This is a genomic window from Methylobacterium nodulans ORS 2060 (assembly GCF_000022085.1).
Taxonomy (GTDB): Bacteria; Pseudomonadota; Alphaproteobacteria; order Rhizobiales; family Beijerinckiaceae; genus Methylobacterium; species Methylobacterium nodulans.
Genome location: NC_011894.1, coordinates 7,267,195 through 7,293,693, shown reverse-complemented (window position 1 = coordinate 7,293,693; position 26,499 = coordinate 7,267,195). Strand labels below are relative to the sequence as shown.

Genomic DNA, 26,499 nt, shown 5'->3' with positions numbered 1-26,499 from the left:
ACCTTCGTTTACCATGATCCCGGCATGGTGACCTTCGGGAGACGGCACCCGGACAGCGGTGCCGCCCCGCCGGGGCGCCATGTTCCTCTTCACCACGTCCTCACCCCCGTCCCGGGACACGGCGCAGAGCCGGAACTTGAGCGCATCGGGCCCGGTGGTCGAGGCGATCCGCCAGGGCGCGGAGAAGACCGGCACCGGCTTCGACTACCTCCTGGCCACGGCGCAGCGGGAATCGAGCCTCGATCCGACCGCCAGGGCCGCGACCTCGTCGGCGAGCGGGCTGTTCCAGTTCATCGAACAGACCTGGCTCGGCGTGCTCAAGCAGGACGGGCCGGCTTTGGGCCTGAGCGCCTACGCGGACGCGATCACGGCGAAGCCCCAAGGTGGCTATACGGTGAGCGACCCGGCCGCCCGGCAGGCGATCCTCGATCTGCGCCAGGACCCGGAGGTGGCCTCCGCCATGGCGGGGGCGCTGACGCGGCGCAACCATGACGCCCTCGCGGCGGAGCTCGGCCGCGAGCCGACAAGTGGCGACCTCTACGCCGCCCATATGCTCGGCCCCCGGGGCGCCGCGATGCTGATCCGCTCGGCGCAGTTCACGCCGGCCCGGGCCGCCGCCACCGACCTGCCCGAGGCCGCGAGCGCCAATCGCAGCCTGTTCTACGACCGGACGGGGCGCCCCCGCGGCGCGGCCGAGCTCTACGCGCTCCTCTCGGCGAGCCAGTCCGGCGCCGCACCGGCAGCGACCTCGGGCGAATCCGCCGCCACGCTGGAACCCGGGACCGGCCTGCGCGCGCTGTTCCAGACCGATGCGCGCCGCGGGCCCGTCTCCGAGAGCGTCGCGCGCCTCTGGCAGACGCGCGCGAGCGACGCGCCCGCGGCCCCGAGCTACTTCCCGCGCTCCGACGAGGCGGCGACACAGACGGCCGCTGTGGCGGCGCCGGCGGCCGCGGCGCCGATGAACGCGCCGACTCTCACCGCCGCCCCGCTGCCGCCTGCCCGCCCGCCCGAGTTCGCCGCCGCCGGCCGGCCGCTCGCGAGCCTCTACCGCTCGACCGGACGCCCCTGATGCCCCTCCCGGATTCGCCTCGATGATGATCCGCCAGTTCCTGCTCTGGACGCAGCACGAATCCGCCGGCAGGCGGGCCGAGGCCGCCTCGTCGCTGGCGCGGGCCTATCTGTACGCCCGGCTCGACCCGGAGGCGCGCTGGGAGGCGAAGACCGCGATCACGGCCCTCCTCGACGATCCCTCGCCGCTGGTGCGCCGGGCCCTGGCCGAAGCCTGCGCCAATGCCCCGGAGGCGCCCCGCCCGGTGGTGGTGGCGCTGGCCCAGGACGTGCCGGAGATCGCCGCCCTCGTGCTGGCGCGCTCGCCGGTCCTGTCGGATGCCGACCTCGTCGATTGCGCGGCGATCGGCGAGGAGACGGGCCGCGCCGCCATCGCCGCGCGTCCGAGCCTGTCGCCCATGGTCTGCGGCGCGCTGGCCGAGATCGCCGGCCCCGCCTCCCTGGGCCGGCTCGCCGCCAATCCGGGCGCCGCGATCACGCCGGGCAGCCTGCTGCGGATGGTGGAGCGCCACGGCGACGACGGAGCCTTGCGCGAGGCGCTGCTCGCGCGGCCGGACCTGCCGCTCGAGGTGCGCCAGGCCGTGGCGGCTAGCCTTGCCCGATCCCTCTCGGACTTCGTGATCGCCTGCGGCTGGCTGCCGCCTGAGCGGGGCGAGCGCGTTGCCCGCGAGGCGCGCGACCGCACGACGCTCGGCCTCGCCGAGGGCGCGGCGCGGGAGGATCTGCGTCGCCTCGTGACCTATCTGCGCCGCAACGGCCAGCTCACCGCCGGCCTGATCCTGCGGGCGATGCTGTCGCGGCGCATGGCCTTCACGGAAGCGGCCCTCGCCGACCTCTCCGGCCTGCCGGTCGAGCGGGTCTCTGGCCTCCTGCACGAGTCCCACGGCCAGGGCTTCGCGGCCCTCTATCGCCGGGCGGGCCTGCCGGGCCCCCTCGAACCCGCCTTCGCGGCCGCGATGTCCGCCTGGCGCGAGGAGGCGAGCGGCTTCACCGAGGAATCCGGCCCCGCGCTCTCGCGCCGGATGATCGAGCGGGCGGTGACGGCCTGCGAGCGTCTGCCCTTCGCCGAGAGCCACGCCCTCGTCGCGCTCCTCAACCGGTTCGACGCGGAGGCCGCCCGCGAGGAGGCCCGGCTCCTCGCCCGGACCATCGCCAGCGAGGCCGCGGTCGCCGCCGTGCTCGACTCGATCCCCGCCGCCCTCATCGAGAGCTACGGGCAGGACCGCCTGCGGATCGCGGCTTAGAGTCCTCTCTGATTGGGGTCGTTTAGGTCAAGCTGCTCGTTGTGGTTTCTCCGGCTTGTGTCGCCCCGTGGGTCACACGCTTCTCTTCGCGGTCGGCGCTTGGCCGCCGCATGATGGGGTCAGGAGGGCGAGGCGTCTCAATCTGTTTCACGACCTTGCGGGTTTGCACCCGCAGGTTCTGGACTCTCAACGAGATCGCCAGGCCCATCGTCCCCACGGGAACGATCCGGTTCACCCTTTCGGGTTCATGCGTGGTGTTTTGCCCTCCTGTTTCGCGGTGACGGCGTCATCCTGCGAGCGTGGCACCCTCTGCGGGCTCCTTACCCCAGCGGAACGCGGTGCCGTCGCTCCACATGCGATGGAGGATGACGGCGAGCTTGCGGGCGACCGCGACGCGGGCGCGGGCCATGCCGCGACGCCTGGCGATCTTCATCCCCCAGGCGCGCAGGCTCGACCATTTCTGGCTCCGCACCAGCAGCGTATGCGCCGCCTCGTAGAGCGCGGTGCGCGCGAGTTCGTCGCCGCAACGGCTGATCTTGCCCTGGATGTCGGTCTCGCCGGACTGGTAGCGCGCCGGCGTCAGACCGAGATGGGCGCCGACGTCGCGCGAGCGCCTGAACCGGTCGGGCCGGTCGATCGTCGCCCGGAAGGCAAGCGCGGTGATGGGGCCGACGCCCGGCACGCTCATCAGCCGCTGGCAGACCGCCTCTTTCTTGACGAGATCCATGACCTGCTTCGTCAAGCCGGCGAGTGCGGTCAGCATGCTGGCCAGCACCTCCAGGAGCGGTTCGACGAGCTGCGTCATCAGGGGCACGCCCTCGGCCAGTTCGCGTACGCGGCCGGCGAAGGCTGCACGGCCAGGCGTGCCGAGCTTGAGCCCGGCTTCGCGCAGGATCCCCCGCACCACGTTCTCGATCGAACGCATCTCGTTGAGCACCGTGCGGCGCGCCACCAGCAGCGAACGCCACAGCCGGCACTGACGGCTCTTGACATGGACCTGCCGGAACCAGCCCGTCCGCATGATCTGCGCCAGGGCGCGTGCGTCGTTGCGGTCGGTCTTGTTGGGCATCGTCTTCATCGCGGCATTGGCCTGGCGCGTCTCGATGCAGATCGCCGGCAAGCCCGCCTCGCGCAGGCCGTCGTGCAGCCAGGCCGTCAGCGAGCACGCTTCCAGGCCGATGCGCTCCAGGGGCAGGCCGATCTGGTTCAGCGCCTGCACCAGCGCGCCAGGCTCACTCGCCGCCCGCGCCTCCCGCACGATCCGACCCGTATCGTCGACAACGCAGATCGCGGTCTCTTCCAGCGAAACGTCCAGTCCGGCATAATACTTCACGGCTGCTCCTTCCCGATGCTTGTGGCCGCTCAACACGGACCACGTTCCAACATCCCGAACGGAGCAGCCACCCTCGGCTAAGACCCCAATCACCCCATCTGTTTGATCCGTTTGATCCGACCTTCAGGCGGACCGCCGCGCGTTCAAGGTCAGGAGCTCGTAGGTCGCCGCCGTCTCGCCCGCGCCGGTCAGGATCTCCACGTCCCAGCGCACCTCGCCATACTGCGCATTGCGGGGGGATTTCGCCTTGGCGGTGAGCCGCACGCGGATCGCCTCGCCGGGTTGCAGCGGCTTGAGGAAGCGCAGGGAGTCGAGGCCGTAATTCGCCAGCACAGGACCCGGATCGGGATCGACGAACAGCCCCGCCGCGAAAGCGAGCAGAGGTAGCCGTGGGCGACCCGGCCGGGGAAGAACGGATGCCCGCGCACCGCTCCGTCGCTCATATGGGCGTAGAAGATGTCGCCGGTGAAATGCGCGAAATGCTCGATGTCCTCGACCGTGACGATGCGCTCGCGCGAGCGGAAGCTGCGGCCGATCTCCAGATCCTCAAAGGCGAGCCGGAACGGATGGGTGTCGCTCTCGACGAGCGGCGCCCCCCGGATCCACTGGCCGGTGAGGCGGGAGAGGAGGGCGGGGGAGCCCTGGAGGGCCGTGCGCTGCAGGTAGGGGCGCAGGCTGCGCATCCCGCCGAGTTCCTCGCCGCCGCCCGCCCGGCCCGGCCCGCCATGGACGAGGTGAGGCAGGGGCGCGCCGTGGCCCGTCTGCTCCGACGCGCAGTCCCGGTCGACCACCAGCAGCCGGCCGTGGAAGGCGGACAGGCCGAAGACGAGGTCGGAGGCGACGCCCGGATCATGCGTGTAGAGGGAGGCGACGAGGCCGCCCTCGCCGCGATTGGCGAGCGCCTTCAGCATCGCGGCGCGCTCGTGGAAGGTGAGGCGGCGCAGGGCCGGGCCACCGACACGGCGGGCATGATCGAGCACCGCCTGCATGGCGATCCCGCCGCTCGCCACCTCGGCGACCGGCTCGCCCGTGACGGCGCTGCGCACCAGCACGCAATCCTGGCCGGGCGCGGTTCAGCGCCCCTGGACGTAGCTCTCCAGCTGCATGGCGCATCCTCCCCGGACTCGTTGATGCGCATTATTGACCGACCGGACGGTTGGTCAAGCAGCCGGCCCAAGGCGGTGCGCCCCGATCGGGAGTCCCCAAATGGTTGATCGATCGGATGTCCGGATCGAGAACCGGACTCTCCCGCTCGTGGACAGACCCGAGGATTCCCGCCGGATGGCCGCCTACGTCCAGGTGCTGATCGATCAGTTCCACCGCCGGACGCCGATCCGTGCCGGATCGCTGGTGGTGACGGTGTTCGGCGACGCGGTGGTGCCCCGCGGCGGGGTGCTGTCGCTCGAATCCCTGCTCGCAATCACCCGCGCCCTGCGGATCGGGGACGGGGTGGTGCGCACGGCGCTCTCGCGCCTCGTGGCCGACGGATGGTTCGCGCGCCGGAAGGTCGGCCGCAACAGCTTCTACCGCCTCACGCCGGAAGGCGCCGAGCCCTTCGCGCAGGCGACCCGGCGGATCTACGACAGCGCCCCTCAGCCGTGGTCGGGCCGGTTCGACCTCCTCCTTCTCGACGGGGCCGAGGACCGGCCGGGCCTGCGGGCGGACCTCGCCGCGGCGGGCTACGGTGCGCTCGGCCCCGACCTGATGATCGGTGCGGTCGCGCAGGCGGGCGAGGGGGCCTTCCTGCGGCTCGCGGCGACGCCGGAGGATCCCGAGACCGCGCGGCGCCTCGCGGCCCGGGCCTGGCCCCTCGATGCGGTCGGGGCGCGCTATGCCCGCTTCGTCGCCGCCTTTGGTCCCGCCGCCGCGTCCCTCGCCGAGGGCGAGCGGCCGGACGACCTCCATGCCCTCGTGCTGCGGCTCCTCCTCATCCACGAATACCGCCGGGTGGTCCTGCGGGATCCGGGCCTGCCCGCCTGCCTGTTGCCGGAGGACTGGCCGGGCGAGGCCGCCCGCGACCTGTGCGGGCGGCTCTACCGCAGCCTGCTTCCGGCCTCGGAACGCTGGCTCTCCGCCCATGCCCGCACGGACGAGGGCCCGCTGCCGCCGCCCGGCCCTGCCTTCGCGGAGCGCTTCGCGGCGGCCTCACATGTTACATGAAATCTTGCAGTATGCATTTTTCGTGACATATTGAGAGGCGAATCCCAGGGAGGGATCGCCTCATGTACACGCAGGCGCTGAACGCCCGGGACGCCGTGGCGGAGGCTGGCCCGGAGGAGGCGGGGCGTCATGCCCGCTTCCAGGCGCGGATCGAGGCCGAGGAGCGCATCGAGCCGAACGACTGGATGCCCGAGGCCTACCGGCGCACCCTGGTCCGGCAGATCTCGCAGCACGCCCATTCGGAGATCGTCGGGATGCTGCCGGAGGGCAACTGGATCACCCGGGCGCCCTCGCTCAAGCGCAAGGCGGCTCTGCTCGCCAAGGTCCAGGACGAGGCCGGCCACGGGCTCTACCTCTACGCGGCGGCCGAGACGCTCGGCGTCGCCCGCGAGGACCTCGTCGACCAGCTCCTCGACGGCCGGGCCAAGTATTCGTCGATCTTCAACTACCCGACCCTGACCTGGGCCGATATCGGGGCGATCGGCTGGCTCGTCGACGGAGCGGCAATCATGAACCAGATCCCGCTCTGCCGCTGCTCCTACGGCCCCTACGCACGGGCGATGATCCGCATCTGCAAGGAGGAGAGCTTCCACCAGCGCCAGGGCTACGAGATCATGCTCACCCTCTGCCGCGGCACGCCCGAGCAGAAGGCGATGGCGCAGGACGCCCTGAACCGCTGGTGGTGGCCCTGCCTGATGATGTTCGGCCCGCCCGATTCCGAGAGCCAGCATTCCGAGCAATCGGCGCGCTGGAAGATCAAGCGCTTCTCGAACGACGAGCTGCGCCAGAAGTTCGTGGACGCGACGGTGCCGCAGGGTCATCATCTCGGCCTCGCATTCCCGGACCCCGAACTCGCCTACGATGCCGAAACCGGCCATTGGCGCTTCGGGGCGATCGACTGGGAGGAGTTCCGGCAGGTGCTGGCCGGGAACGGCCCCTGCAACCGCCAGCGGATGAGGCAGCGCCGGGACGCGCATGCCGCCGGGGCCTGGGTGCGCGAGGCGGCGCTGGCCCATGCCGGGAAGCGCGCGCGCCGCGCTTCCGCAGAGGCCGGCCCGGCCTCTGCGGCCGCCTGAGGAGGAGCCCATGGCCGAGGCGAAGATGCCGCTCTGGGAGGTGTTCCTCCGCTCGCGCAACGGTCTCGCGCACAAGCATGTGGGCTCGCTGCACGCGGCGGACGCGGCGATGGCCCTGCAGGCGGCGCGGGACGTCTACACGCGGCGCGGGGAGGGGCTGTCGATCTGGGTCGTGCCCTCCAGTGCCATCGTGGCCTCGGACCCCGCAGACAAGACCATGCTGTTCGAGCCCACCGCCTCGAAGATCTACCGGCACCCGACCTTCTACGAGGTGCCGGACGAGGTGGGGCACATGTGATTACCAACGGCCCAGGCTGCCGAGGCAGCAGGTGCTGCCGCGCATGCTCACGCATCGGGCCGTCGACCCATCTCGAAGTGTCGACACCAAGCCTTTGGCTTGGCGACAATCCGAGAGCGGAACCAACAGTCATTGAAAATGACCGTTGGTATGAGCGCCGGATCCGGGGATCGGGACATGCCCACCACCTCCATCGCGGTTGCCGAGACGCCGCTCCTCGCCCTGGTGCTGCGGCGAGCCGACGACGCGCTGATCCTGGGCCATCGCCTCTCGGAATGGTGCGGGCACGCGCCGATGCTCGAGGAGGACATCGCGCTCGCCAACCTCGCCCTCGACTGCGTGGGCCAGGCCCGGGCGCTCTACGACTACGCCGCCGCGCTCGACGGAAGGGGGCTCACCGAGGACGATCTCGCCTACCGGCGCGAGGCGCACCAGTACCGGAACTGCCTTCTCGTCGAGCAGCCGAACGGCGACTTCGCCGCGACGATCGTGCGGCAGGTGCTGTTCTCGGCCTTCGCCGACCCCTACTGGCGGGCCATGACGGGCTCGGCCGATCCGACCCTCGCGGCCATCGCCGCCAAGACCGAGAAGGAGACCGCCTATCACCTGCGCCACGCGGGCGAGTGGCTGATCCGCCTCGGCGACGGCACGCAGGAGAGCCACGCACGGGCGCAGGCCGCGCTCGACGATCTCTGGCCCTATGCGGCGGAGCTGTTCGAGCCGGACCCGCCCGGCCTCCCAGCCGAGAGCATCGCAGTCGATCCGGCCGCCCTGCGCCCGGCCTTCGACGCGGCCCTTGAGGCGCTCCTCGGCGAGGCGACGCTGGAGCGCCCCTCCGGCCGCTTCGCCCAGAGCGGAGGGCGGGCGGGACGCCACAGCGAGCATCTCGGCTTCATCCTGGCCGATCTGCAATACCTGCAGCGCGCCCATCCGGGAGCCGTGTGGTGAGCGACGCGGCGGCCCGGGCCTATGCGGCGGCGGCGAGCGTCCGCGATCCGGAGATCCCGGTGCTCACCATCGCGGATCTCGGCGTGCTGCGCGAGGTGACGGTCCGGGACGGCATCGTCGAGGTCGCCCTCACCCCGACCTATTCGGGCTGCCCGGCCATGGATGCGATCGGCCTCGACGTGCAGGTGGCGCTCGCCGCCGCCGGCTTCCCGCAGGTCCGCCTGCGCCTCGTGCGCGCGCCCGCCTGGACCACCGACTGGATGACGGAGGAGGGCCGGGCCAAGCTCAGGGCCTTCGGCATTGCGCCGCCCGCCGCGAAGGCCTCCCGCCGCGCCCTGTTCGGCGAGGAGGCGGTCACCTGCCCGCATTGCGGGTCCGGACGCACCGAGCGCCTGTCCGAGTTCGGCTCGACCCCCTGCAAGGCGCTGTGGCGCTGCCTCGCCTGCCGCGAGCCCTTCGACGCCTTCAAGTGCATCTAGACGAGGCCGCGATGAGCGCCCGCTTCCACCGCCTGCGCATCAGCGAGATCCGCCGCGAGACGCCGGAGGCGGTCTCCATCGCCTTCGCGGTCCCCGAGGCGCTCCGCGAGACCTTCGCCTTCTCCTGCGGCCAGTACCTGACCCTGCGCACCACGCTCGGCGGCGAGGAGGTGCGGCGCTCCTACTCGATCTGTTCCGGGCTCGACGACGGGGAATTGCGCATCGCGGTCAAGCGCGTGGAGGGCGGCCTGTTCTCGGCCTTCGCCACCGAGGCGCTCGCGGCCGGCGACGCGATCGACGTGATGCCGCCGATGGGCCGCTTCGGCATCGCGCCGGAGCCCGGACGGGCGCGCACCTACGCGGCCTTCGCGGCGGGCTCCGGCATCACGCCGATCCTGTCGATCCTGCGCACCCTGCTCGCCCGGGAGCCGGAGAGCCGATTCTTCCTGGTCTACGGCAACCGCAGCACGGGCTCGATCCTGTTCCGCGAGGAACTGGAGGACCTGAAGGACCGCTTCCTCGACCGGCTCGGCGTGTTCCACGTCCTGTCGCGGGAGGCGCAGGACGTCGCAGCCCTCAACGGGCGCCTCGACGGTCCCAAGGTCGCGCTCCTCCTGCGGACCCTCGTGCCGGCGGCCACGATCGACCATGCCTTCGTGTGCGGCCCCTCCGGCATGCTGGATTGCGTCGTGGCGGCCCTGCGCGAGGCGGGGCTCGACGCGGCACGCATCCATGTCGAGCGCTTCACGCCGGAGGGGCCGGAACGGCCGGCGCGCGCGCCCGTACCGGCTTCGGCTCCGGAGACTCCCGCGGCCCGCGCCACCATCATCGCCAACGGCGTCGCGACCGCGATCCCTGTGGCGCCCGGGGAGACCGTGCTCGAGGCGGCGATCCGGGCCGGCCTCGACCTGCCCTATTCGTGCCGGGGCGGCATGTGCTGCACCTGCCGGGCCAAGGTGGCCGAGGGCGCGGTCGCGATGGATCTCAACTACTCCCTCGAACCCTGGGAGATCGCGGCGGGATTCGCGCTCGCCTGCCAGGCGAAGCCCACGACCGACCGGGTGGTGATCGACTTCGACCACGTTTAGCGCGCTCCCCGTCGAAGTGGACACCGGTTCGGCACAAGGGAGCGCGTGACATCGGGAGCTTCGAGCCGTGATCCGGCCCGACCGGTCGGGCACGGCTCCAGGCGGGCGCGACGCAAGCCGCGGCGCCCTCACGTCCGCCCGGCCCGGATCAGCTCTGCCCAGCTCAGACGGCCTGCGCGACGGTGCCTGCCGGACGGGAACATCCCATCCAGGCCCTGCCGTCCACGCGACGTCCGAGGACAATTCAAATCGTATGAATTCCCTCCTATCAATATTTCACATTCGCCTTCATCATCAATTCTGCCCGATCCGCGCATCATGAGCACGCGCGAGATGTCGTGCACTGCACCTCACGGTAGCGCCAACTTCCCTCGGCACGCATGCCACGCCGGTCCTTCGTCGCTTCTCTAGGCGGCGGGAGCGGCGGCAGTGCTTTTCACTGAGCTTTATCAAACTCTGATCATCCACAAAATCGGATCGAATTTGATACAAATACCGCCACAACCAATGCATCAAAACGCAACCGGTGGTAGGTAATACCTGTGCATTCCCGAGGCGCATCCACAAGAACTACGTATGGAGAACGATGTTCCTGCTTTCTCCATCTTGCGGGCAGGAGCAAGAAGCGCCAACACCTCTGCTGCGGATTCCGGAGTAGTGCCTCGGCACAGTCCGGAGCTCGCCTTACGAGAACACGAGGGCCGACCGTGAATGCATGCGCGGGCGCGGCCCGGCATTACCACCCCTTACGGAACGGAAATCCGATGATGACAGACGTGGATGGTCGGGACGCGGACGCCGAGGAGCTCGTCACGCTGACGGCCGATATCGTGTCGGCCTATGTTTCGAAGAATTCGGTGCCGGCGTCGGAGTTGCCCGGGCTGCTGACGTCCATCCACGGCACCCTGCAGGCGCTCGTGTCGCCGCCGCCGGCGGCGCCGGAGAAGCCGGTGCCGCCGATCCCGGTCAAGAAGACGGTGACGCCGGACGCCATCATCAGCCTGGAGGACGGCAAGCCCTACAAGTCGCTCAAGCGGCACCTGACGACGCGCGGCCTGACGCCCGAGCAGTACCGCGAGAAATGGGGCCTGCCGCCGGACTACCCGATGGTGGCGGCGAACTACGCGGCCCAGCGCTCCGAACTCGCCAAGAGCATCGGCCTCGGCCAGCAGCGCAAGAACCGCGCGCCCCGAAAGGGCTGAGACAGGTGGCGGGCGGACCCGAAGGACCGCCCGCCAGCGATGCCCATGTCGACGGCCCGAGAAGCCGACGCATCGGTCCGTCGGTATCGGTTCACATCGGCCCGCCCCCCTGACGGATGATACGGCTGACCGAGCGCTCCCTGATGTGGCAGCCCCAACCGGCCCTCATGCAGGATGGCCGGCTGCCGCCGGCCATCTTGCATGAGGAGCGCGGTCGCTTCCACGCACCTCGGGTTCGATTCAGTGGGCCGGGCGCTTGGGCATGTAGAGGTCGGTGATCGTGCCCTCGAAGGCCTCCGCCGCCATGCCGATCGTCTCGGAGAGGGTCGGGTGCGGGTGGATGGTGAGCCCGATGTCGCTCGCATCCGCCCCCATCTCGATGGCGAGCGCCGCCTCCGCGATCAGGTCGCCGGCGGACGGCCCGACGATGCCGCAGCCGAGGATCCGGTCGCTCGCCTCGTCGAACAGCACCTTGGTCAGCCCCTCGTCGCGCCCCAGCGACAGCGAGCGCCCGCTCGCCGCCCAGGGAAACACCCCCTTGCCCACCTTGATCCCCTTGGCCTTGGCCTCGTTCTCGGTCAGCCCGACCCAGGCCACCTCCGGGTCCGTGTAGGCCACCGACGGGATCACCTTGGCGTCGAAGAACGCGTTCTTCCCCGCCGCGGTCTCGGCCGCGACCTTGCCCTCGTGCGTCGCCTTGTGGGCCAGCATCGGCTGCCCGACCACGTCGCCGATGGCGAAGATGTGCGGCACGTTGGTGCGCATCTGCTTGTCGACCGGGATGAAGCCGCGCTCGTCCACGATCACGCCCGCGGCCTCCGCTGCGATCAGCTTGCCGTTCGGCCGCCGCCCCACCGATACCAGCACCTTGTCGAAAGTGTCGGTGGCGGGTGCGGATCCCCCCTCGAAGCTCACCTTCAGGCCCTCGGGCAGGGCCTCGACGCCGGTGACCTTGGTCTTGAGGTGGATCGCCTCATACTGCTTGCTGATCCGCTTCATCAGCGGCGTGATGATGTCCTTGTCGGCGCCCGGGATGATCTGGTCCATCAGCTCGACGATGGTCACCTTGGCGCCCAGCGCGTGATAGACCGTGGCCATCTCGAGCCCGATGATGCCGCCGCCGATGACGAGCAGGCGCTTGGGGATGCCGTCGAGTTCGAGCGCCCCGGTCGAGTCGATCACCCGCTTGTCGTCGTGCGGGATGAACGGCATCTGGATCGGCTCCGAGCCGGCCGCGATGATCGCCTGCTCGAAGCCGATGATGCGGGTCCGGCCCTCGTGCTCGACCGCGACCTGATGCGGGCTGACGAAGCGGCCGGTGCCGGTCACCACCGTCACCTTGCGCTGCTTGGCCAAGCCCCCGAGGCCGCCCGTGAGGCGCTTGACGACGCCGTCCTTCCAGCCCCGGAGCTTGTCGACATCGATCGCGGGGCTTGAGAAGCTGATGCCGTGCGCCGCCATGGCGTGGCTCTCGTCGATCACCTTGGCGGCGTGGAGGAGCGCCTTCGAGGGGATGCAGCCGACATTGAGGCACACGCCCCCCAGGCTCGCCCAGCGCTCGACCAGGACCACCGACTTGCCGAGATCGGCGGCCCGGAAGGCGGCCGTGTAGCCGCCGGGGCCGGCGCCGAGCACTAGCACCTCGGCCCGCATCTCCTCGCCGGAGACCGGGGCCGCGGCCTGCGGCGCGGGCGGCGTCGCGCCGTCCCCACCGCCCACCGCGGACGAGCCGTAGCCCGCCTGCCCCTCGCCGGGGGCATGGCTCGGAAGGCCGCTGGCGGCCCGCGCGCCCGCTGGCGCGCCCGCCGGCGCGGCGGGGGCCGCCTTCTCGGTGATGCCGGGCTTCGGCTGGCCGGCCCCGGCCGCCTCCGTCATCATCAGGATCAGGTCGCCCTCCGAGACCTTGTCGCCGGGCTTGACCTTCACCTCCGCCACCGTGCCGGAGACGGGCGAGGGGACATCCATCGTCGCCTTGTCGGATTCGAGCACGATCAGCGTGTCGTCGACGCCGATCGTGTCGCCGGGCTTCACGATCACCTCGATGATCGGGACATCCTTGAAGTCGCCGATGTCGGGCAGGCGGACCTCGGTGCTGCTCATGCGCTGCGCCTCCTCAGATCACGAGCCGCCGCACGTCCTCCAGGACGTGGGCGAGGTGGCGGGTGAAGCGGGCGGCGAGCGCCCCGTCGATGACCCGGTGGTCGTAGGAGACCGAGAGCGGCAGCATCAGCCGCGGCTTGAACTCGGACCCGTCCCAGACCGGCGCCATCCTGGAGCGCACGACGCCCAGGATCGCCACCTCGGGCGCGTTGACGAGCGGTGTGAAGGCGGTGCCGCCGATGCCGCCGAGCGACGAGATCGTGAAGCTCGCCCCCTGCATGTCGCCGCTCGACAGCTTGCCGTCGCGGGCCTTCTTCGAGAGCGCGCCGAGCTCCTGGCTGATCTCGGTGATGCCCTTGCGCTCGGCATCCTTGACCACCGGCACCACCAGCCCGTCCGGCGTGTCGACCGCAACGCCGATATTGTAGTAGCGCTTGAGGATCAGAGATTCCTTGTCGGGCGACAGCGAGGCGTTGAACTCGGGGTGTTGGCGCAGCGCCGAGACCGCGGCCTTGATCAGGAAGGCGAGCAGCGTGACGCGGTAGCCCTTCTCCTTGGCGGTCGTGTCGAGGTCCTTGCGGTAGGCGTCGGTCTCGGTGATGTCGGCCTCGTCCTGATGGGTGACGAGCGGCACGTTGAGCCACGCCCGGTGCAGGTGCGGCCCCGAGATCTTCTTGATCCGGGCGAGCGGCCTGGTCTCGATGGGCCCGAACTTCTCGAAGTCGACGGCCGGGATCTCCGGGATGCCCATGCCGCCGCCCGGGAAGACCACGCCGCCGGCGGCCGCCGGAGCGACCGCGCGCGTCAGGTGGCCCTTCACGTCCTCCTTGGTGACGCGGCCCTTCTCGCCGGTGCCCTTGATGGCGGTGAGGTCGACGCCGAGCTCGCGGGCCAGCCGCCGCACGGCCGGGCTCGCATGGACCTGCGAGAAGTCCGGGATCGCCGAGGGGGCCGGAGCCGGAGCCGGGGCCGGGGCCTGCGGGGCTGGCGCCTGCGGCGCGGGGGCGCTCGGGGCGGGTGGGGGCTCCTGCCGGGACATCAGGGCCGCGGTATCGGCCGCGGCGGCCGCGCCGTTGCCTTTGGCCTCGCCCCTGGCCTCGCCCTCGCCCTTGAGGAGCAGGATCGGGTGCCCCTCGCTCACCTTGTCGCCGATCTTGATCAGGAGCTTCTCGACCACGCCGGCGGAGGGCGAGGGCACCTCCATGGTGGCCTTGTCGGATTCGAGCGAGATCAGCGGGTCGTCCGGCCCGATGCTGTCGCCCTCCTTCACATGCACCTCGATGATCGGGACATCCTTGAAATCACCGATATCCGGAACCTTGACCTCGGTCGCCACGACGTCTCTCCCGTTGCGTCACATCATTGGAATAGGCAGTTGCGCCAGGAAGCGCGGGATCCCCTCTCCCGTGCGGGAGAGGGGTTCCGTCGCGCTGCCCGCGCCTCGGGCAAAACCGGCCGGCCTCACACCGTCCAGGGGGCGGGCTTGGCCGGATCGATGCCGTACTTGGCGATCGCCTCCGCCACCTTGGCCGCCGGCACCTTGCCGTCCTCGGCGAGGCTCTTCAGCGCCGCCACCGCCACCCAGCGCCGGTCGACCTCGAAGAAGTCGCGCAGGCGCACCCGGTAGTCGGAGCGGCCGAACCCGTCCGTGCCCAGCACCCGGTAGCGGCCGGGCACGAAGGGACGGATCTGGTCGGCGAAGAGCCGCATGTAGTCGGTGGCCGCGATCACCGGGCCGGAGCGGCCCGACAGGCAGGTCTCGACATAGGACTTCTTCGGCGTCTCGGTCGGGTGCAGCAGGTTCCAGCGCTCCACGGCCATCGCCTCGCGCCTCAGCTCGGTGAAGCTCGGGCAGGACCAGATATCCGCCGCGATCCCGAAATCCTGCTGCAGCAGCTCCGCCCCGGCGATCACCTCGCGCAGGATGGTGCCCGAGCCGAGGAGCTGCACCCGCGGCCCCGAACCCTGCCCTTCGCGGAACAGGTACATCCCTTTGAGGATGCCCGCTTCCGCCCCCTCCGGCATGCCCGGATGGGCGTAGTTCTCGTTCATCAGGGTGATGTAGTAGAAGACGTCCTCCTGCTCGGCATACATCCGCCGCAGGCCGTCCTGCACGATCACCGCGACCTCGTACGAGAAGGTCGGGTCGTAGGAGATGCAGTTGGGGATGGTGGCCGAGATCAGGTGGCTGTGGCCGTCCTCGTGCTGCAGACCCTCGCCGTTGAGCGTGGTGCGCCCGGCCGTGCCGCCGATCAGGAAGCCCCGCGCCCTGAGGTCGCCCGCCGCCCAGGCGAGGTCGCCGACCCGCTGGAACCCGAACATCGAGTAGTAGATGTAGAACGGGATCGTCGGCGCGTCGGAATGCGAATAGGCGGTCGCCGCCGCGATCCAGGACGACATGGCGCCGGCCTCGTTGATGCCCTCCTGGAGCATCTGACCGGTCTTGTCCTCCTTGTAGTACATCAGCTGGTTGGCGTCCTCGGGCCGGTAGAGCTGGCCGACCTGGCTGAAGATGCCGAACTGGCGGAACATGCCCTCCATGCCGAAGGTGCGACTCTCGTCGGGCACGATCGGCACGATGCGCTTGCCGATCTCCTTGTCGCGCAGGAGCGTGTTGAGCACCCGCACGAAGGCCATGGTGGTGGAGATCTCGCGGCCCGCCGTCTCCTTGAGCTGCGCCTCGAAGGCCGAGAGCGGCGGGACAGCGAGGCTCTGCGATTTCTGCCGCCGGGCCGGCAGCGGGCCGCCGAGCGCCTGGCGGCGGGCCATCAGGTAGCGGTGCTCGGGGCTGCCTTCGGGGAAGCGGATGAACGGGATGCCGCCGATCTGCTCGTCCGAGAGGTCGATCTGGAAGCGGTCGCGGAACTGCTTGAGGACCGCCTCGCCCATCTTCTTCTGCTGGTGGGTGATGTTCTGGCCCTCGCCCGCCTCGCCCATGCCGTAGCCCTTCACGGTCTTGGCAAGGATGACGGTGGGCTGGCCCTTGTGCTTCACGGCCGCGTCGTAGGCCGCATAGACCTTGCTCGGATCGTGGCCGCCGCGGGTCAGCCGCCAGATGTCCTCGTCGCTCCAGTCGGCGACCAGCGCCTTGGTCTCAGGGTAGCGGCCGAAGAAGTGCTCGCGGATATAGGCGCCGTTCTTGGACTTGAAGTCCTGGTACTCGCCGTCGACGCACTCCGCCATCAGGCGGGCCAGCATGCCGGAGGTGTCGCGGGCCAGAAGCTGGTCCCAGCCCGAGCCCCACAGCACCTTGATGACGTTCCAGCCCGCGCCGCGGAAATTGGCCTCGAGCTCCTGGATGATCTTGCCGTTGCCGCGCACCGGCCCGTCGAGGCGCTGCAGGTTGCAGTTCACCACGAAGATCAGGTTGTCGAGTTTTTCCCGCGAGGCGAGGGAGATGGCGCCGAGGGACTCGGGCTCGTCCATCTCGCCGTCGCCCATGAAGGCCCAGACCTTGCGGCCGTCGGTGTCGGCGAGGCCCCGGTGGTGCAGGTAGCGCAGGTAGCGGGCCTGATAGATCGCCATCAGGGGCCCGAGCCCCATCGAGACGGTGGGGAACTGCCAGAAGTCCGGCATCAGCCAGGGATGCGGATAGGAGGAGAGACCCTGGCCCCCGACCTCCTGGCGGAAGTTGAGCAGCTGCTCCTCGGTGAGCCGCCCCTCCAGATAGGCGCGGGCATAGATGCCCGGCGAGGAATGGCCCTGGATGTAGATCAGGTCGCCGCCGTGGGTCTCGCTGGCGGCGCGCCAGAAATGCATGAAGCCGGTGTCGTAGAGGGTGGCGGCCGACTGGAAGCTGGCGATGTGGCCGCCGAGCTCGGAGGATTCCTTGTTGGCCCGCAGGATGAGCGCGATGGCGTTCCAGCGGATGGCGGAGCGGATGCGGTGCTCGATCGCCCGGTCGCCCGGGTGGCGGGGCTGGGCCTCGACGGGGATGGTGTTGAGATAGGCGGTGTTGGCGGAATAGGGGACCGGCGCGCCCTTCTTGCGGGCCTCCTCAATGACCTGCTCGATGAGGAAATGCGCCCGGTCGGGACCCTCCACCTCCAGCACGCCGTCGAGGGAGTCGAGCCATTCGCGGGTTTCGATCGGATCGGGATCGCGCGTGTCGAGATCGCGGCTGCGTTCCACTCTAGTCCTCCCTCGTCTGCCCTGCGGCCGGACCATGCGGCCGGCGGAGCTGGTCTGGGCCTGCGCCGAGCACAGGCCATGCCAGGGCTCACGCTATTGGACCTGCGAGGAAGTGCAAGGGCTTGACGGCGGCACGGCGCAATTCCGGTTCCGGTATTCCGGAATGTGGAACCACGACGGTCTGGAAGTTCGGACACGCCGCATCGCCGCGGCCGCCCGGGGCCGGGATCCGGCAACCCTGTATTGGCGTGATGCAGGATCAGGACCGGAGCGACTCCCGGACGACGGAGCCGCACCCGGCAGCCGCCGGCGCGCCTGTCCGACGGGCGCCCTCGCGGACAACCGGATCTCGCGCCCTCACTCGCCCTTGGCCGGGGGCGACGCCCCGCCGAATCCCTGCTGGAACATCTTCAGGAACAGGGACTGCATCTGCTCGGCATTCTGGGGAAACAGCGAGAACCAGCTGCGCATGATCGTATCAGGCGAGAACCGCTCCATATCGGCGAGCATCCGCCGCTCGACCTCAGCCATAACGGCCGCCTGCATGGGTTCGACGTTCGGGAGGCCGACGAACTGACGCGCTTCCAGCGGAGTACAGTCGACCTCGACCCGAAATTTCATGATGACCTTCCCTCACAGGGCACACGACCCGCGCTCACACAGGGCCATTCCCAGCGGTTTGTAAAGACCGGATGCCGGGTTTTACCATAGGCCATTGATCTCGGCCGGTTGATCTGGATCAACGCAGCCTCCGGGCCGCCGGACGAGGATGGGACGTCGCCCTGCTGCGGCATGATTGCGAGCAGACGACGGCGGGCCGGGCCTTGCCGGACCGGGGGGACCTTCAAGCCCGGCCCGCTTTATCTCCAGCGCAACCCTTCGTCCTCGCCGGCAGAGCCTCCGCGCCCGCTCTGCCGGGCTGTCCGGAGCCTGGCCGGCCCAGTGTCTTCGTGACATTCGGCACATTCAACGTACACCGAAAAGACTACCTCTTCTCTTGTCCCTGCTTCGCGACAGCGCGCATGGACAGTCGAGAGGAGCAGATATCATGATCAATACGAAGCTTCTGGCGCTGGCTGCAGTCGCGGGCGGTCTCGGTTTCGCCTCGGCGGCGAGCGCCGCTCCGGGCGCCGTCGCGCCGGCCGGCGTGATCGCGGGGGACACGCAGGTCGAAACCGTCGCCTACGGCTGCGGCCCGGGCTGGGCGCCGAACGCGTGGGGTCATTGCCGTCCGATCTATCGGCCGTATTACGGATATGGCTACGGCTATCGTCCCTACGGCTACTACCGCCCGGCCTGGGGCTACGGCTACCGGCCCCACGGCATCGGCATCCGCATCTTCTGATGCCCGGCCGTTGACGGGACCCATGGCGGCGTCCTGCCGGTGGCGGGACGCCGCCCTGCCGAAGCCGGTGCCCGCCCGCGGCACCGGCTCGTTCGCGTGTGACCGTGCCGCGCGAGCCCGGATCCGCCTCGACCCGGGCGGGGATGCGCGCCGTCGGACCGCGATTCGCGGCCGCGACCCAGCCCGTCGCGCCGGGCGCTCGTTCGTCGCGCGAATCCGCCGCCGCGATACCGCCCAGGGTCGCGACTCATGTTGATACTGGGGACAAGTCGCCCGACTCACACCCGCTCGGCGCCACTTGGCGCGCCTGTCGCATGCCGTTCACATGCAGATTCTTGTCAGTTGTCTGCCCTGCACATGCGAGGCGGAACCTTGCGAGGCAGCCATGGAGTTTCGGGTAGAACAGGAACAGCCGGGCCAATGGGGTTGGCGTCTTCTCGGACCGCGCGGCGTGACTCTGCTGCGCTCGGATGAAACCTACGGAAGCCAGGTCCAGGCTTCGGCAGCAGCGACGGCCTTCGCCCGGCTCGTCGTGCAGGCGTCGCGGCGGATGACCGCCCCGGCGCCCGTCGTCGTCCTGCCCTGAGGGATCCTCCCGGCCGTACCGGATCCTGCTCTCGATCCTGGATTTGACAGCGTTTCCTGCGACGAGCCGGCATCTCCCTCGTCGGCCGACGCTCCTACGGCGCTACCGGACCAGGCAGGCGTCGTTCGCACCAGGGCCGAGCACGATGTCGCCCTGGCGCGGCGCATTGGCCGCGAAGGGCCCCGTGCCCTGGAGGCCGAGATGCCCACGGCCGAAGGTCGAGGCGAGGATGTTCGTGCCGAGCTCGATGTAGCAGCGGTCCAGCAGCGCCTCGTAGGGAAGATGCGCCTCCGCGACGACGGCGCCGGAGCGCCCGCAGGTGGCGGCGAGATCGAACTGTCCCGGCGCCGACAGCCGCACGGAGCGCGACCGGCCCGGCGGCAGCACGAAGGCCGGGCCGCCATTCTGGCTCCCCACCAGCGTCAGCGCCGACCGGTTGACGATGCGGCGCGTACAGCCGGCCTGCGCCTCGGCGAGGGGCAGGAGGGCGAGCAAAGCCGCCGCGGCGGGGGACAGGCGGAGGAGCGAGACGGGAAGCATGCGCGAAGAGGCCCTTCGCCGGCCGGGTCACGGCGCCGATGCCGGGATCCGCGCGGCGTATCTGCCCGCGAAATGGGGCGGTGGCACAAGGGTTCCAGATCCGGCCCGACTACTTGCAGCCTGCGCAGATGCTGCTGTCGATCGCGTCGTCGCGCCTCTCCTCGCGGGTGCGATCGTCGATCCTGCGCTCCAGCGCCCGGTCCGCCGGGCCGGGCTGCGGCACCGTCTGGCCGGTGGACCGCGTGTAGGGCGCCGTGATCGTCGTGCCGGGGCCCCCGCCGGTGCCGGTCCGGTCGGCCTCCGCCTGGGCCTGCGCCGCCGCGGGCACCAGCAGGAAGCTGCCGGCCACCAGGATTCTCGCCGCGCTCATCACCGCCTGCTCCCCATCCGCCGGGAAGGATGGGGAACTCTCGCCGATGCCGGCGAGGAGCGCAACCTGTGCGCTTAGAATCTGTCAGGCACTTCTCAAAGCGCCTGACAGATTCCCGGTTTTTGCTGTGCCGCAGGTTTTCGACGGAAAACCGCAGGGCACTTTTTTCGAAACCTGCTCAGGCCGCCTTCTTGCGCGTGGCGAGCTTGGCGAGGTCGCGCAGGATCGCGGTGGTCTCCTTCAGCCGCTCGGCCACCGTGCCGAGGTCGCGGATGAAGACCACGCTCATGTCGGGGCGCACCTTGGCGAAGGAGCGCTGCTCGGCGATGTAGGCGGCGAGCTTGGCCGGATTGGCGAAGGCGCGATCGCGAAAATGCATCACGATGCCCTTCGGCCCGGCCTCGACCTTCTCGACATTCGTCTCCCGGCACAGGATCTTGATGGTCACGATCTTGAGGAGCTGCTCCACCTCGGGGGGCAGGGGGCCGAAGCGGTCGATGAGCTCGGCCCCGAAGCTCTCGAGCTCCGCGTCGTTCTCCAGCGTCGCGAGGCGCCGGTAGAGGCCGAGCCGCACCGAGAGATCGGAGACGTAGTCCTCCGGCATGGTGACGGGCGCGCCGAGCGCGATGGTGGGCGACCATTGCTCGTCGGCGGGCACCTCCTGGCCGGCCTTGAGGGCCGCGACCGCATCCTCCAGCATCTGCTGGTAGAGCTCGTAGCCGACCTCCTTGATGTGGCCGGACTGCTCCTCGCCGAGCAGGTTGCCGGCGCCGCGGATGTCGAGGTCGTGGCTCGCGAGCTGGAAGCCCGCCCCCAGCGTGTCGAGGGATTGCAGCACCTTGAGGCGCCGCTCGGCCTGGACCGTGAGCGTCTTGTTCTCCGGCGTCGTGAACAGCGCGTAGGCGCGCGCCTTCGAGCGGCCGACGCGCCCGCGCAGCTGGTAGAGCTGGGCGAGCCCGAACATGTCGGCCCGGTGCACGATCAGGGTGTTGGCGGTCGGGATGTCGAGGCCCGATTCCACGATCGTGGTCGAGAGCAGGATGTCGAACCTGCCCTCGTAGAAGGCCGTCATCACGTCCTCGAGCTGGCCCGCCGCCATCTGCCCGTGCGCGATGCCGACCTTGGCCTCCGGCATCTCCCGGTCGAGGAAGCGCTTGACCTCGTCGAGATGGTCGATGCGGGGCACCACGTAGAAGGCCTGGCCCCCCCGGTAGCGCTCGCGCAGCAGCGCCTCGCGGATCAGCAGCGGGTCGAAGGGCGTCACGAAGGTGCGCACCGCCAGCCGGTCCACCGGGGGCGTGGCGATGATCGACAATTCGCGCACGCCCGTCATGGCGAGCTGCAGGGTGCGCGGGATCGGCGTCGCCGAGAGCGTCAGCACGTGCACCTCGGAGCGCAGCGCCTTCAGCCGCTCCTTGTGGGCGACGCCGAAATGCTGCTCCTCGTCGATGATGATGAGGCCGAGATCCCTGAAGGCGACAGTCTTGGCCAGCAGCGCGTGGGTGCCGACCACGATGTCGACCGTGCCGTTGGCCAAGCCCTCCCGGACCTTCTTCAGCTCGGTATTCGACACGAAGCGGGAGGCCTGCGCGATGTTGACCGGCAGCGCTTTGAAGCGCTCCGCGAAAGTGCGGTAGTGCTGGCGGGCGAGCAGTGTCGTCGGCACCACCACGGCCACCTGCTTGCCCGAGATCGCCGTGACGAAGGCGGCGCGCAGCGCCACCTCGGTCTTGCCGAAGCCGACATCGCCGCAGATCAGCCGGTCCATCGGCCGCCCGGCCGTGAGGTCGCCCAGCGTCGCGGCGATGGCCGCCTCCTGGTCCTCGGTCTCCTCGTAGGGGAAGCGGGCCGCGAACTCGCCATAGGTGCCCTCCGGCGGCTCCATCCTGGGCGCGGACCTGAGGAAGCGCTCGGCCGCGACCTTGATGAGGGCGCCCGCCATCTCGAGGATGCGCCGCTTGAGCTTCGCCTTGCGGGCCTGCCACGCCCCACCACCGAGCTTGTCGAGAGGGACATCGGCCTCCTCCGAGCCGTAGCGGGTGAGGAGCTCGATGTTCTCGACCGGCAGGAGCAGCAGGCCGCCGCTGTACTGGATCTCCAGGCAGTCATGCGGCGCGCCCGCCGCCGTCACGGTCTTGAGGCCGGTGAAGCGGCCGATGCCGTGGTCGGCATGCACGACGAGGTCGCCGGCCTCGAGCGCCTGCACCTCCAGGATCACGTCCTGGGGCCGCTTGACCTTGCGCGTGGGCCGCACGAGGCGGTCGCCCAGGATGTCGGTCTCGGCGATCACCGCGAGGCGCTCGATGGTGAAGCCGGATTCGAGGCCCCAGACCGCCACCGCCACGTCCTGCCCGCGCTTGAGCGCCAGGACATCGGAGAACCGCGTGATGGTCTTCGGCTTGCCGAGGCCGTGGTCGGCGAGCACGCCGCAGAGCCGGTCGCGGGAGCCCTCGGACCACGCCGCCAGGATCACGTGGTGGCCGGTGCCCTGCAGGTCGCGGAGGTGCTGGATCGCCGCGTCGAAGACGTTGACGCCCTCCTGCGCCCGCTCGGGCGCGAAGCTGCGGGCGGGCACGGCCTCGCAGTCGATCACGCTGCGCCCCGCGGCCTCCGGCACCGCGAAGGGGGTGAGGCGCGCGACCGTCGCGCCCTCGACCCGCTTCGCCCACTCGGCCGGCGAGAGGTAGAGCGCATCGGGCTTGAGCGGCTTGTAGGGGGCGACGCCGGGCTGCGGCGTCCGTAAGCCCTCGCAACGGGCGTCGTAGTAGTCCTGGACCTGGCCGAGCCGCTCGCCCGCCGCGTCGTCCACGTCCCGGTCGAAGATCAGGGGCACGCCCGCAAGATAGTCGAACAGGGTATCGAGCCGGTCGGCGAAGAGCGGCAGCCAGTGCTCGATCCCGGCCGCGCGGCGCCCCTCGCTCACCGCCTCGTAGAGCCGGTCGTCGCGGGTGGCGGCCCCGAAGGTCGAGACGTAGCCCTGGCGGAAGCGGCGGATGCTCTCGGTGGTGAGCTGCACCTCGCTCATCGGCACGAGGTCGAGGGAGCGCAGCTGCCCGATGGTGCGCTGGGTCTCGGGATCGAAGCTGCGGATGGATTCGAGCGTGTCGCCGAAGAAATCGAGGCGCACCGGGTTCGGCAGGCCGGGCGGCGAGAGGTCGATGATGCCGCCCCGCACGGCGTATTCGCCGGTGTCGCGCACGGTGCCGGTGCGCAGGAAGCCGTTGGCTTCGAGCCACGCCACGATCTTGTCGGTGTCGAGCGCGTTGCCGACCGCAGCCGAGAAGGTCTCGACCGCGATGCGGTCGCGCGCGGGCACCCGCTGCACGAGCGCGTTGACCGTGGTGGCGACGATGCGCGGCCGCTCCTCGGACGAGCGCGAGCGGGCGAGCCGCGACAGGGCCGTCATGCGCTCCGCGGCGATGGCCGGGTTCGGAGAGACCCGGTCGTAGGGCTGGCAGTCCCAGGCGGGGACGCTCAGCACCTCGATCTCGGGCGCCACGAAGGCGAGCGCGCTCGCGAAGGCCGCCGAGCGGGTGCCGTCGCGGGCGACGTGGACCAGCACCGCCGGGCCCTGCGCCGTCTGGCCGAGCGCCCGGGCAAGGTCGGCCACCACCAGGGCGTCGAACCCGTCCGGCACCCGGGCGAGGGTGGGGCTGTCGCCGCGTCGAAGCGCCTCGACGGCCCGGGTGAGGGCGGCGGATTTGGGGAGCGCGAACCGGGCGACCGGCGGCTTGGGATTGGCTTTGGCCATTGAGGAAAATCCGGGGGGTCCGGGGCCTCAGGCCCCGGCGGGTCGAGGGCGGAGCCCCGTGGGGTTCGGGGCAAAGCCCCGCGGCGGGGGCTTCGCGCCCCCGCACCCGCGCCAGAGGGCCGAAAGGCCCTCTGGACTCCCTTTAGCTGTGGATGGGGGCGCCGTGCTGATGGAAGCCCTTCAGGCGGCGGAAGACGGGGGTGTCGTAGTTGGCGGGAGCCTCCTCCTCGCCGCAGATCCAGCGGAAGAGGTCGCGGTCCGGCACCTCGATCAGGCGCTCGAACTCGTCCAGCTCCGCATCGGTCAGGGTGCCGATCTCCGCATCGGCGAAGCGGCCCATGATCAGGTCCATCTCGCGGATGCCCCGATGCCAGGAGCGGAAGAGGGTGCGGCGGCGGCGCGGATCGAGGTCGGCGCTGCTGCGGGTGGTGCCGGTCATCACGCTGGTTCCCGAGAGACAACGGGAGCGGGCCCGCGTGGGGCGAAAAGCCCCCGCGGATCCGCATGGTCCCGCGTCCTATATGGGGAAGCGGCCCTCCGCGTCATCCCGGATCGTCGCGAGAGCAGCCCAACCCGGCCGGGCTCGTGTATACCGCCCCGGTTCGATTCCGCCCCCGACCCGGCATGTCGTTGCGTCCCTCCCTGCTCGATCCCCTGTTCGCGCCGGCCACGGTGCTCCCCGGCGCGGGCCCCAAGATGGCGGTGCTCGTCGACAAGCTGCTCGGCACCCCCGAGCACCCGGCCCGGGTCGTGGACCTGCTGTTCCACCTGCCGCACGGGGGCGTGGCGCACCAGCTGAAGGGCTCGATCGCCGCGGCGCCGACCGGCGAGCCCGTGACGCTCTGCGTGACCGTGGTGGCCCACCGGCCGCCGCAGCAGGTCGGCGGGCGGCGGCCCTATCGGGTGCTGGTGGAGGATGCGACGGGCGACATCAGCCTCGTCTTCTTCAACATGCCCCGCGCGCGCATCGAGAAGATGCTGCCCGCGGGCGCGCGCCGCTACGTCTCGGGCCGCATCGAGCTCTGGGACGGCTTTCGCCAGATGGTGCATCCGGCCCGCATCCTCGACGAGAAGGGTTTTTCGGAGTTGCCCTCCGTCGAGCCGCTCTACGGGGCGACCGAGGGCCTGACCTCGCGGGTCATCGGCAAGCTCGCGCAGGGCGCGCTGGAGCGTCTGCCCGACCTGCCCGAATGGCAGGATCCGGCCTGGCTCGCCCGCCAAAGCTGGCCCTCCTTCGCGGAGGCCCTGCGGGCCGAGCACCGGCCGGACAAGCCGCCCCCCGCGGAGGGCGAGCCGGCCCCCGCCACGCGGCGGCGCCTCGCCTACGACGAGCTTCTCGCCTCGCAGCTCGCGCTGGCCCTCGTGCGCAGCCGGATGCGGCGCCCGCCGGGGCGGATCAATGCCGGCGACGGGGAATTGTCGCGGCGCATCGAGGCGGCGCTGCCCTTCCGCCTCACTGGCGCGCAGGTCCGGGCGCTCGCGGAGATCCGCGGCGACATGCGCTCCGACCGGCGCATGCTGCGGCTGCTTCAGGGTGATGTCGGCTCCGGAAAGACCGCCGTGGCGATGCTCGCCATGGCCTCGGCGATCGAGGCCGGGCGGCAGGCCGCCCTGATGGCGCCCACCGAGATCCTGGCCCGCCAGCATGCGGAGCGCCTGCGCCCGCTCGCCGAGGCGGCCGGCCTCCCGCTCGTGCTGATGACCGGCCGTGACCGCAATGCGGAGCGGCGCGCGACGCTGGCCGGCCTCGCGGAGGGCTCGATCCCGATCGCCATCGGCACCCACGCCCTGTTCCAGGAGGAGGTGGCTTTCCGCGATCTCGGCCTCGCCGTGGTCGACGAGCAGCACCGCTTCGGCGTGCACCAGCGCCTCGCGCTCGGCGCCAAGGGCGCGGCGGTGGACATCCTGGTCATGACCGCGACCCCGATCCCGCGCACCCTCGCGCTCACCTGTTTCGGCGACATGGAGGTCTCGATCCTCGACGAGAAGCCGGCGGGGCGCCAGCCCATTGCCACGCGCCTCGTCTCGACCGAGCGGCTCGACGAGGTCGTGGCGGGGCTCGAACGGGCGCTCGCCCGCGGCGAGCGGGTCTACTGGATCTGCCCGCTCGTCGCCGAATCCGAGTTCACCGACCTTGCGGCGGCCGAGGAGCGCTTCGCGGATCTGCGCCAGCATTTCGGGGAGGCGGTGGGCCTCGTGCACGGCAAGATGCCGGGTCGCGAGAAGGACGAGGCGATGGAGCGCTTCGCCGCCGGCACCACCCGCATCCTGGTCTCGACCACGGTGGTGGAGGTGGGCGTCGACGTGCCGGAGGCAACCATCATGGTGATCGAGCACGCCGAGCGCTTCGGCCTCGCGCAGCTTCACCAGCTCCGCGGCCGGGTCGGGCGGGGCTCGGGGGCCTCGACCTGCCTTCTCCTCTATCGCGGCCCCCTCGGGCAGGTGGCGCGGGCGCGGCTGGAGATGATGCGCGAGACCGAGGACGGCTTCCGCATCGCCGAGGAGGATCTGCGCCTGCGCGGCGAGGGGGAGGTGCTGGGCACCCGCCAATCGGGCCTCGCCGCCTTCCGGCTCGCCAGGCCGGAGGCCGACGGCGACCTGCTGCTGGCGGCCCGCGACGATGCGCGCCTGATCGTGGAGCGCGATCCCGCGCTCAAGAGCGAGCGGGGTCGGGCGCTCCGCACGCTGCTCTACCTGTTCGAGCGCGATGCCGCCGTGAAGCTGCTGGGGGCGGGGTAGGGTCTGCGGGATCCCGATCCCGGGGCCATCGGCCCCGCCCG

21 protein-coding genes and 1 pseudogene are annotated in these 26,499 nt (G+C 70.7%); 12 read left to right on the top strand and 10 right to left on the bottom strand.

Annotated features, from left to right (window positions below; translation table 11 throughout):
* Nucleotides 1-79: 79 nt before the first annotated feature.
* Both MNOD_RS34060 and MNOD_RS34055 read left to right on the top strand, forming a co-directional pair.
* Nucleotides 80-1,069 (top strand): lytic transglycosylase, encoded by a 990-nt coding sequence (locus MNOD_RS34060; RefSeq protein ID WP_043749921.1) that lies wholly within the window; start codon nucleotides 80-82, stop codon nucleotides 1,067-1,069.
* A gap of 22 nt (nucleotides 1,070-1,091) precedes the next feature.
* Nucleotides 1,092-2,312 (top strand): DUF2336 domain-containing protein, encoded by a 1,221-nt coding sequence (locus tag MNOD_RS34055; protein ID WP_015933504.1) that lies wholly within the window; start codon nucleotides 1,092-1,094, stop codon nucleotides 2,310-2,312.
* 286 nt (nucleotides 2,313-2,598) lie between these two features.
* On the opposite strand, the gene MNOD_RS34045 is transcribed toward MNOD_RS34055, so the two are convergent.
* Nucleotides 2,599-3,645: an IS110-like element ISMno22 family transposase gene (locus MNOD_RS34045; RefSeq protein WP_015927379.1), complete on the bottom strand. Its 1,047-nt coding sequence runs from the start codon at nucleotides 3,643-3,645 to the stop codon at nucleotides 2,599-2,601.
* A 123-nt stretch (nucleotides 3,646-3,768) separates the two neighbouring features.
* Nucleotides 3,769-4,544, bottom strand: a pseudogene (locus MNOD_RS34040) (MaoC/PaaZ C-terminal domain-containing protein); the annotation flags it as partial.
* Between the two features lie 382 nt (nucleotides 4,545-4,926).
* Here MNOD_RS34040 and MNOD_RS34035 point away from each other — a divergent pair.
* From MNOD_RS34035 to MNOD_RS34005, 7 genes are all read left to right on the top strand, one after another.
* Nucleotides 4,927-5,805: a PaaX family transcriptional regulator C-terminal domain-containing protein gene (locus MNOD_RS34035; RefSeq protein WP_015933503.1), complete on the top strand. Its 879-nt coding sequence runs from the start codon at nucleotides 4,927-4,929 to the stop codon at nucleotides 5,803-5,805.
* Nucleotides 5,806-5,867: 62 nt separating this feature from the next.
* Nucleotides 5,868-6,881 carry a 1,2-phenylacetyl-CoA epoxidase subunit PaaA gene (gene paaA / locus MNOD_RS34030; protein ID WP_015933502.1) on the top strand — a complete coding sequence of 338 codons (1,014 nt, stop codon included), beginning with the start codon at nucleotides 5,868-5,870 and terminating at the stop codon, nucleotides 6,879-6,881.
* 10 nt (nucleotides 6,882-6,891) lie between these two features.
* Nucleotides 6,892-7,179, top strand: a complete 288-nt coding sequence (gene paaB / locus MNOD_RS34025; protein ID WP_015933501.1) for a 1,2-phenylacetyl-CoA epoxidase subunit PaaB — start codon at nucleotides 6,892-6,894, stop codon at nucleotides 7,177-7,179.
* Between the two features lie 177 nt (nucleotides 7,180-7,356).
* Entirely contained in the window at nucleotides 7,357-8,127 is a 771-nt protein-coding gene (gene paaC, locus MNOD_RS34020; protein ID WP_015933500.1) for a 1,2-phenylacetyl-CoA epoxidase subunit PaaC, read from the top strand.
* Nucleotides 8,124-8,606: a 1,2-phenylacetyl-CoA epoxidase subunit PaaD gene (paaD, locus tag MNOD_RS34015; protein WP_015933499.1), complete on the top strand. Its 483-nt coding sequence runs from the start codon at nucleotides 8,124-8,126 to the stop codon at nucleotides 8,604-8,606. Before paaC ends, paaD begins: the two co-directional genes overlap by 4 nt.
* Before the next feature lie 11 nt (nucleotides 8,607-8,617).
* Nucleotides 8,618-9,694, top strand: a complete 1,077-nt coding sequence (gene paaE / locus MNOD_RS34010; protein ID WP_015933498.1) for a 1,2-phenylacetyl-CoA epoxidase subunit PaaE — start codon at nucleotides 8,618-8,620, stop codon at nucleotides 9,692-9,694.
* A 764-nt stretch (nucleotides 9,695-10,458) separates the two neighbouring features.
* Nucleotides 10,459-10,896, top strand: coding sequence for a Ros/MucR family transcriptional regulator (locus MNOD_RS34005; protein ID WP_015933497.1), 438 nt, complete (start codon nucleotides 10,459-10,461; stop codon nucleotides 10,894-10,896).
* A gap of 240 nt (nucleotides 10,897-11,136) precedes the next feature.
* On the opposite strand, the gene lpdA is transcribed toward MNOD_RS34005, so the two are convergent.
* From lpdA to MNOD_RS33985, 4 genes are all read right to left on the bottom strand, one after another.
* On the bottom strand, nucleotides 11,137-12,996 hold the full coding sequence (gene lpdA, locus MNOD_RS34000; protein WP_015933496.1) for a dihydrolipoyl dehydrogenase: 1,860 nt from the start codon (nucleotides 12,994-12,996) through the stop codon (nucleotides 11,137-11,139).
* 13 nt (nucleotides 12,997-13,009) lie between these two features.
* On the bottom strand, nucleotides 13,010-14,332 hold the full coding sequence (gene aceF, locus MNOD_RS33995) for a dihydrolipoyllysine-residue acetyltransferase (protein WP_015933495.1): 1,323 nt from the start codon (nucleotides 14,330-14,332) through the stop codon (nucleotides 13,010-13,012).
* Nucleotides 14,333-14,457: 125 nt separating this feature from the next.
* Nucleotides 14,458-17,127, bottom strand: a complete 2,670-nt coding sequence (aceE, locus tag MNOD_RS33990; RefSeq protein WP_015933494.1) for a pyruvate dehydrogenase (acetyl-transferring), homodimeric type — start codon at nucleotides 17,125-17,127, stop codon at nucleotides 14,458-14,460.
* A gap of 357 nt (nucleotides 17,128-17,484) precedes the next feature.
* Complete coding sequence (locus MNOD_RS33985; RefSeq protein ID WP_015933493.1) at nucleotides 17,485-17,748, bottom strand: DUF6489 family protein; 264 nt, start codon at nucleotides 17,746-17,748, stop codon at nucleotides 17,485-17,487.
* A 427-nt stretch (nucleotides 17,749-18,175) separates the two neighbouring features.
* Here MNOD_RS33985 and MNOD_RS33980 point away from each other — a divergent pair, with 427 nt between their 5' ends.
* The gene (locus tag MNOD_RS33980; RefSeq protein ID WP_015933492.1) at nucleotides 18,176-18,472 is read left to right on the top strand and encodes a GCG_CRPN prefix-to-repeats domain-containing protein; all 297 of its coding nucleotides are present in this window, start codon (nucleotides 18,176-18,178) and stop codon (nucleotides 18,470-18,472) included.
* A gap of 451 nt (nucleotides 18,473-18,923) precedes the next feature.
* Complete coding sequence (locus MNOD_RS50175; RefSeq protein WP_280113439.1) at nucleotides 18,924-19,058, top strand: hypothetical protein; 135 nt, start codon at nucleotides 18,924-18,926, stop codon at nucleotides 19,056-19,058.
* A gap of 102 nt (nucleotides 19,059-19,160) precedes the next feature.
* Here MNOD_RS50175 and MNOD_RS33970 read toward each other — a convergent pair whose 3' ends face one another.
* The 4 genes from MNOD_RS33970 to MNOD_RS33955 form a co-directional block, all read right to left on the bottom strand.
* Nucleotides 19,161-19,598, bottom strand: coding sequence for a hypothetical protein (locus MNOD_RS33970; protein ID WP_015933490.1), 438 nt, complete (start codon nucleotides 19,596-19,598; stop codon nucleotides 19,161-19,163).
* Between the two features lie 109 nt (nucleotides 19,599-19,707).
* A complete protein-coding gene (locus MNOD_RS33965; protein ID WP_015933489.1) occupies nucleotides 19,708-19,968 on the bottom strand; it encodes a hypothetical protein in 261 nt (86 codons plus the stop codon).
* Between the two features lie 178 nt (nucleotides 19,969-20,146).
* A complete protein-coding gene (gene mfd / locus MNOD_RS33960) occupies nucleotides 20,147-23,719 on the bottom strand; it encodes a transcription-repair coupling factor (protein ID WP_015933488.1) in 3,573 nt (1,190 codons plus the stop codon).
* Between the two features lie 142 nt (nucleotides 23,720-23,861).
* Nucleotides 23,862-24,158, bottom strand: a complete 297-nt coding sequence (locus MNOD_RS33955) for an FAD assembly factor SdhE (protein WP_015933487.1) — start codon at nucleotides 24,156-24,158, stop codon at nucleotides 23,862-23,864.
* Between the two features lie 185 nt (nucleotides 24,159-24,343).
* Here MNOD_RS33955 and recG point away from each other — a divergent pair, with 185 nt between their 5' ends.
* Nucleotides 24,344-26,458 carry an ATP-dependent DNA helicase RecG gene (gene recG / locus MNOD_RS33950; RefSeq protein ID WP_015933486.1) on the top strand — a complete coding sequence of 705 codons (2,115 nt, stop codon included), beginning with the start codon at nucleotides 24,344-24,346 and terminating at the stop codon, nucleotides 26,456-26,458.
* Nucleotides 26,459-26,499 lie beyond the last annotated feature (41 nt).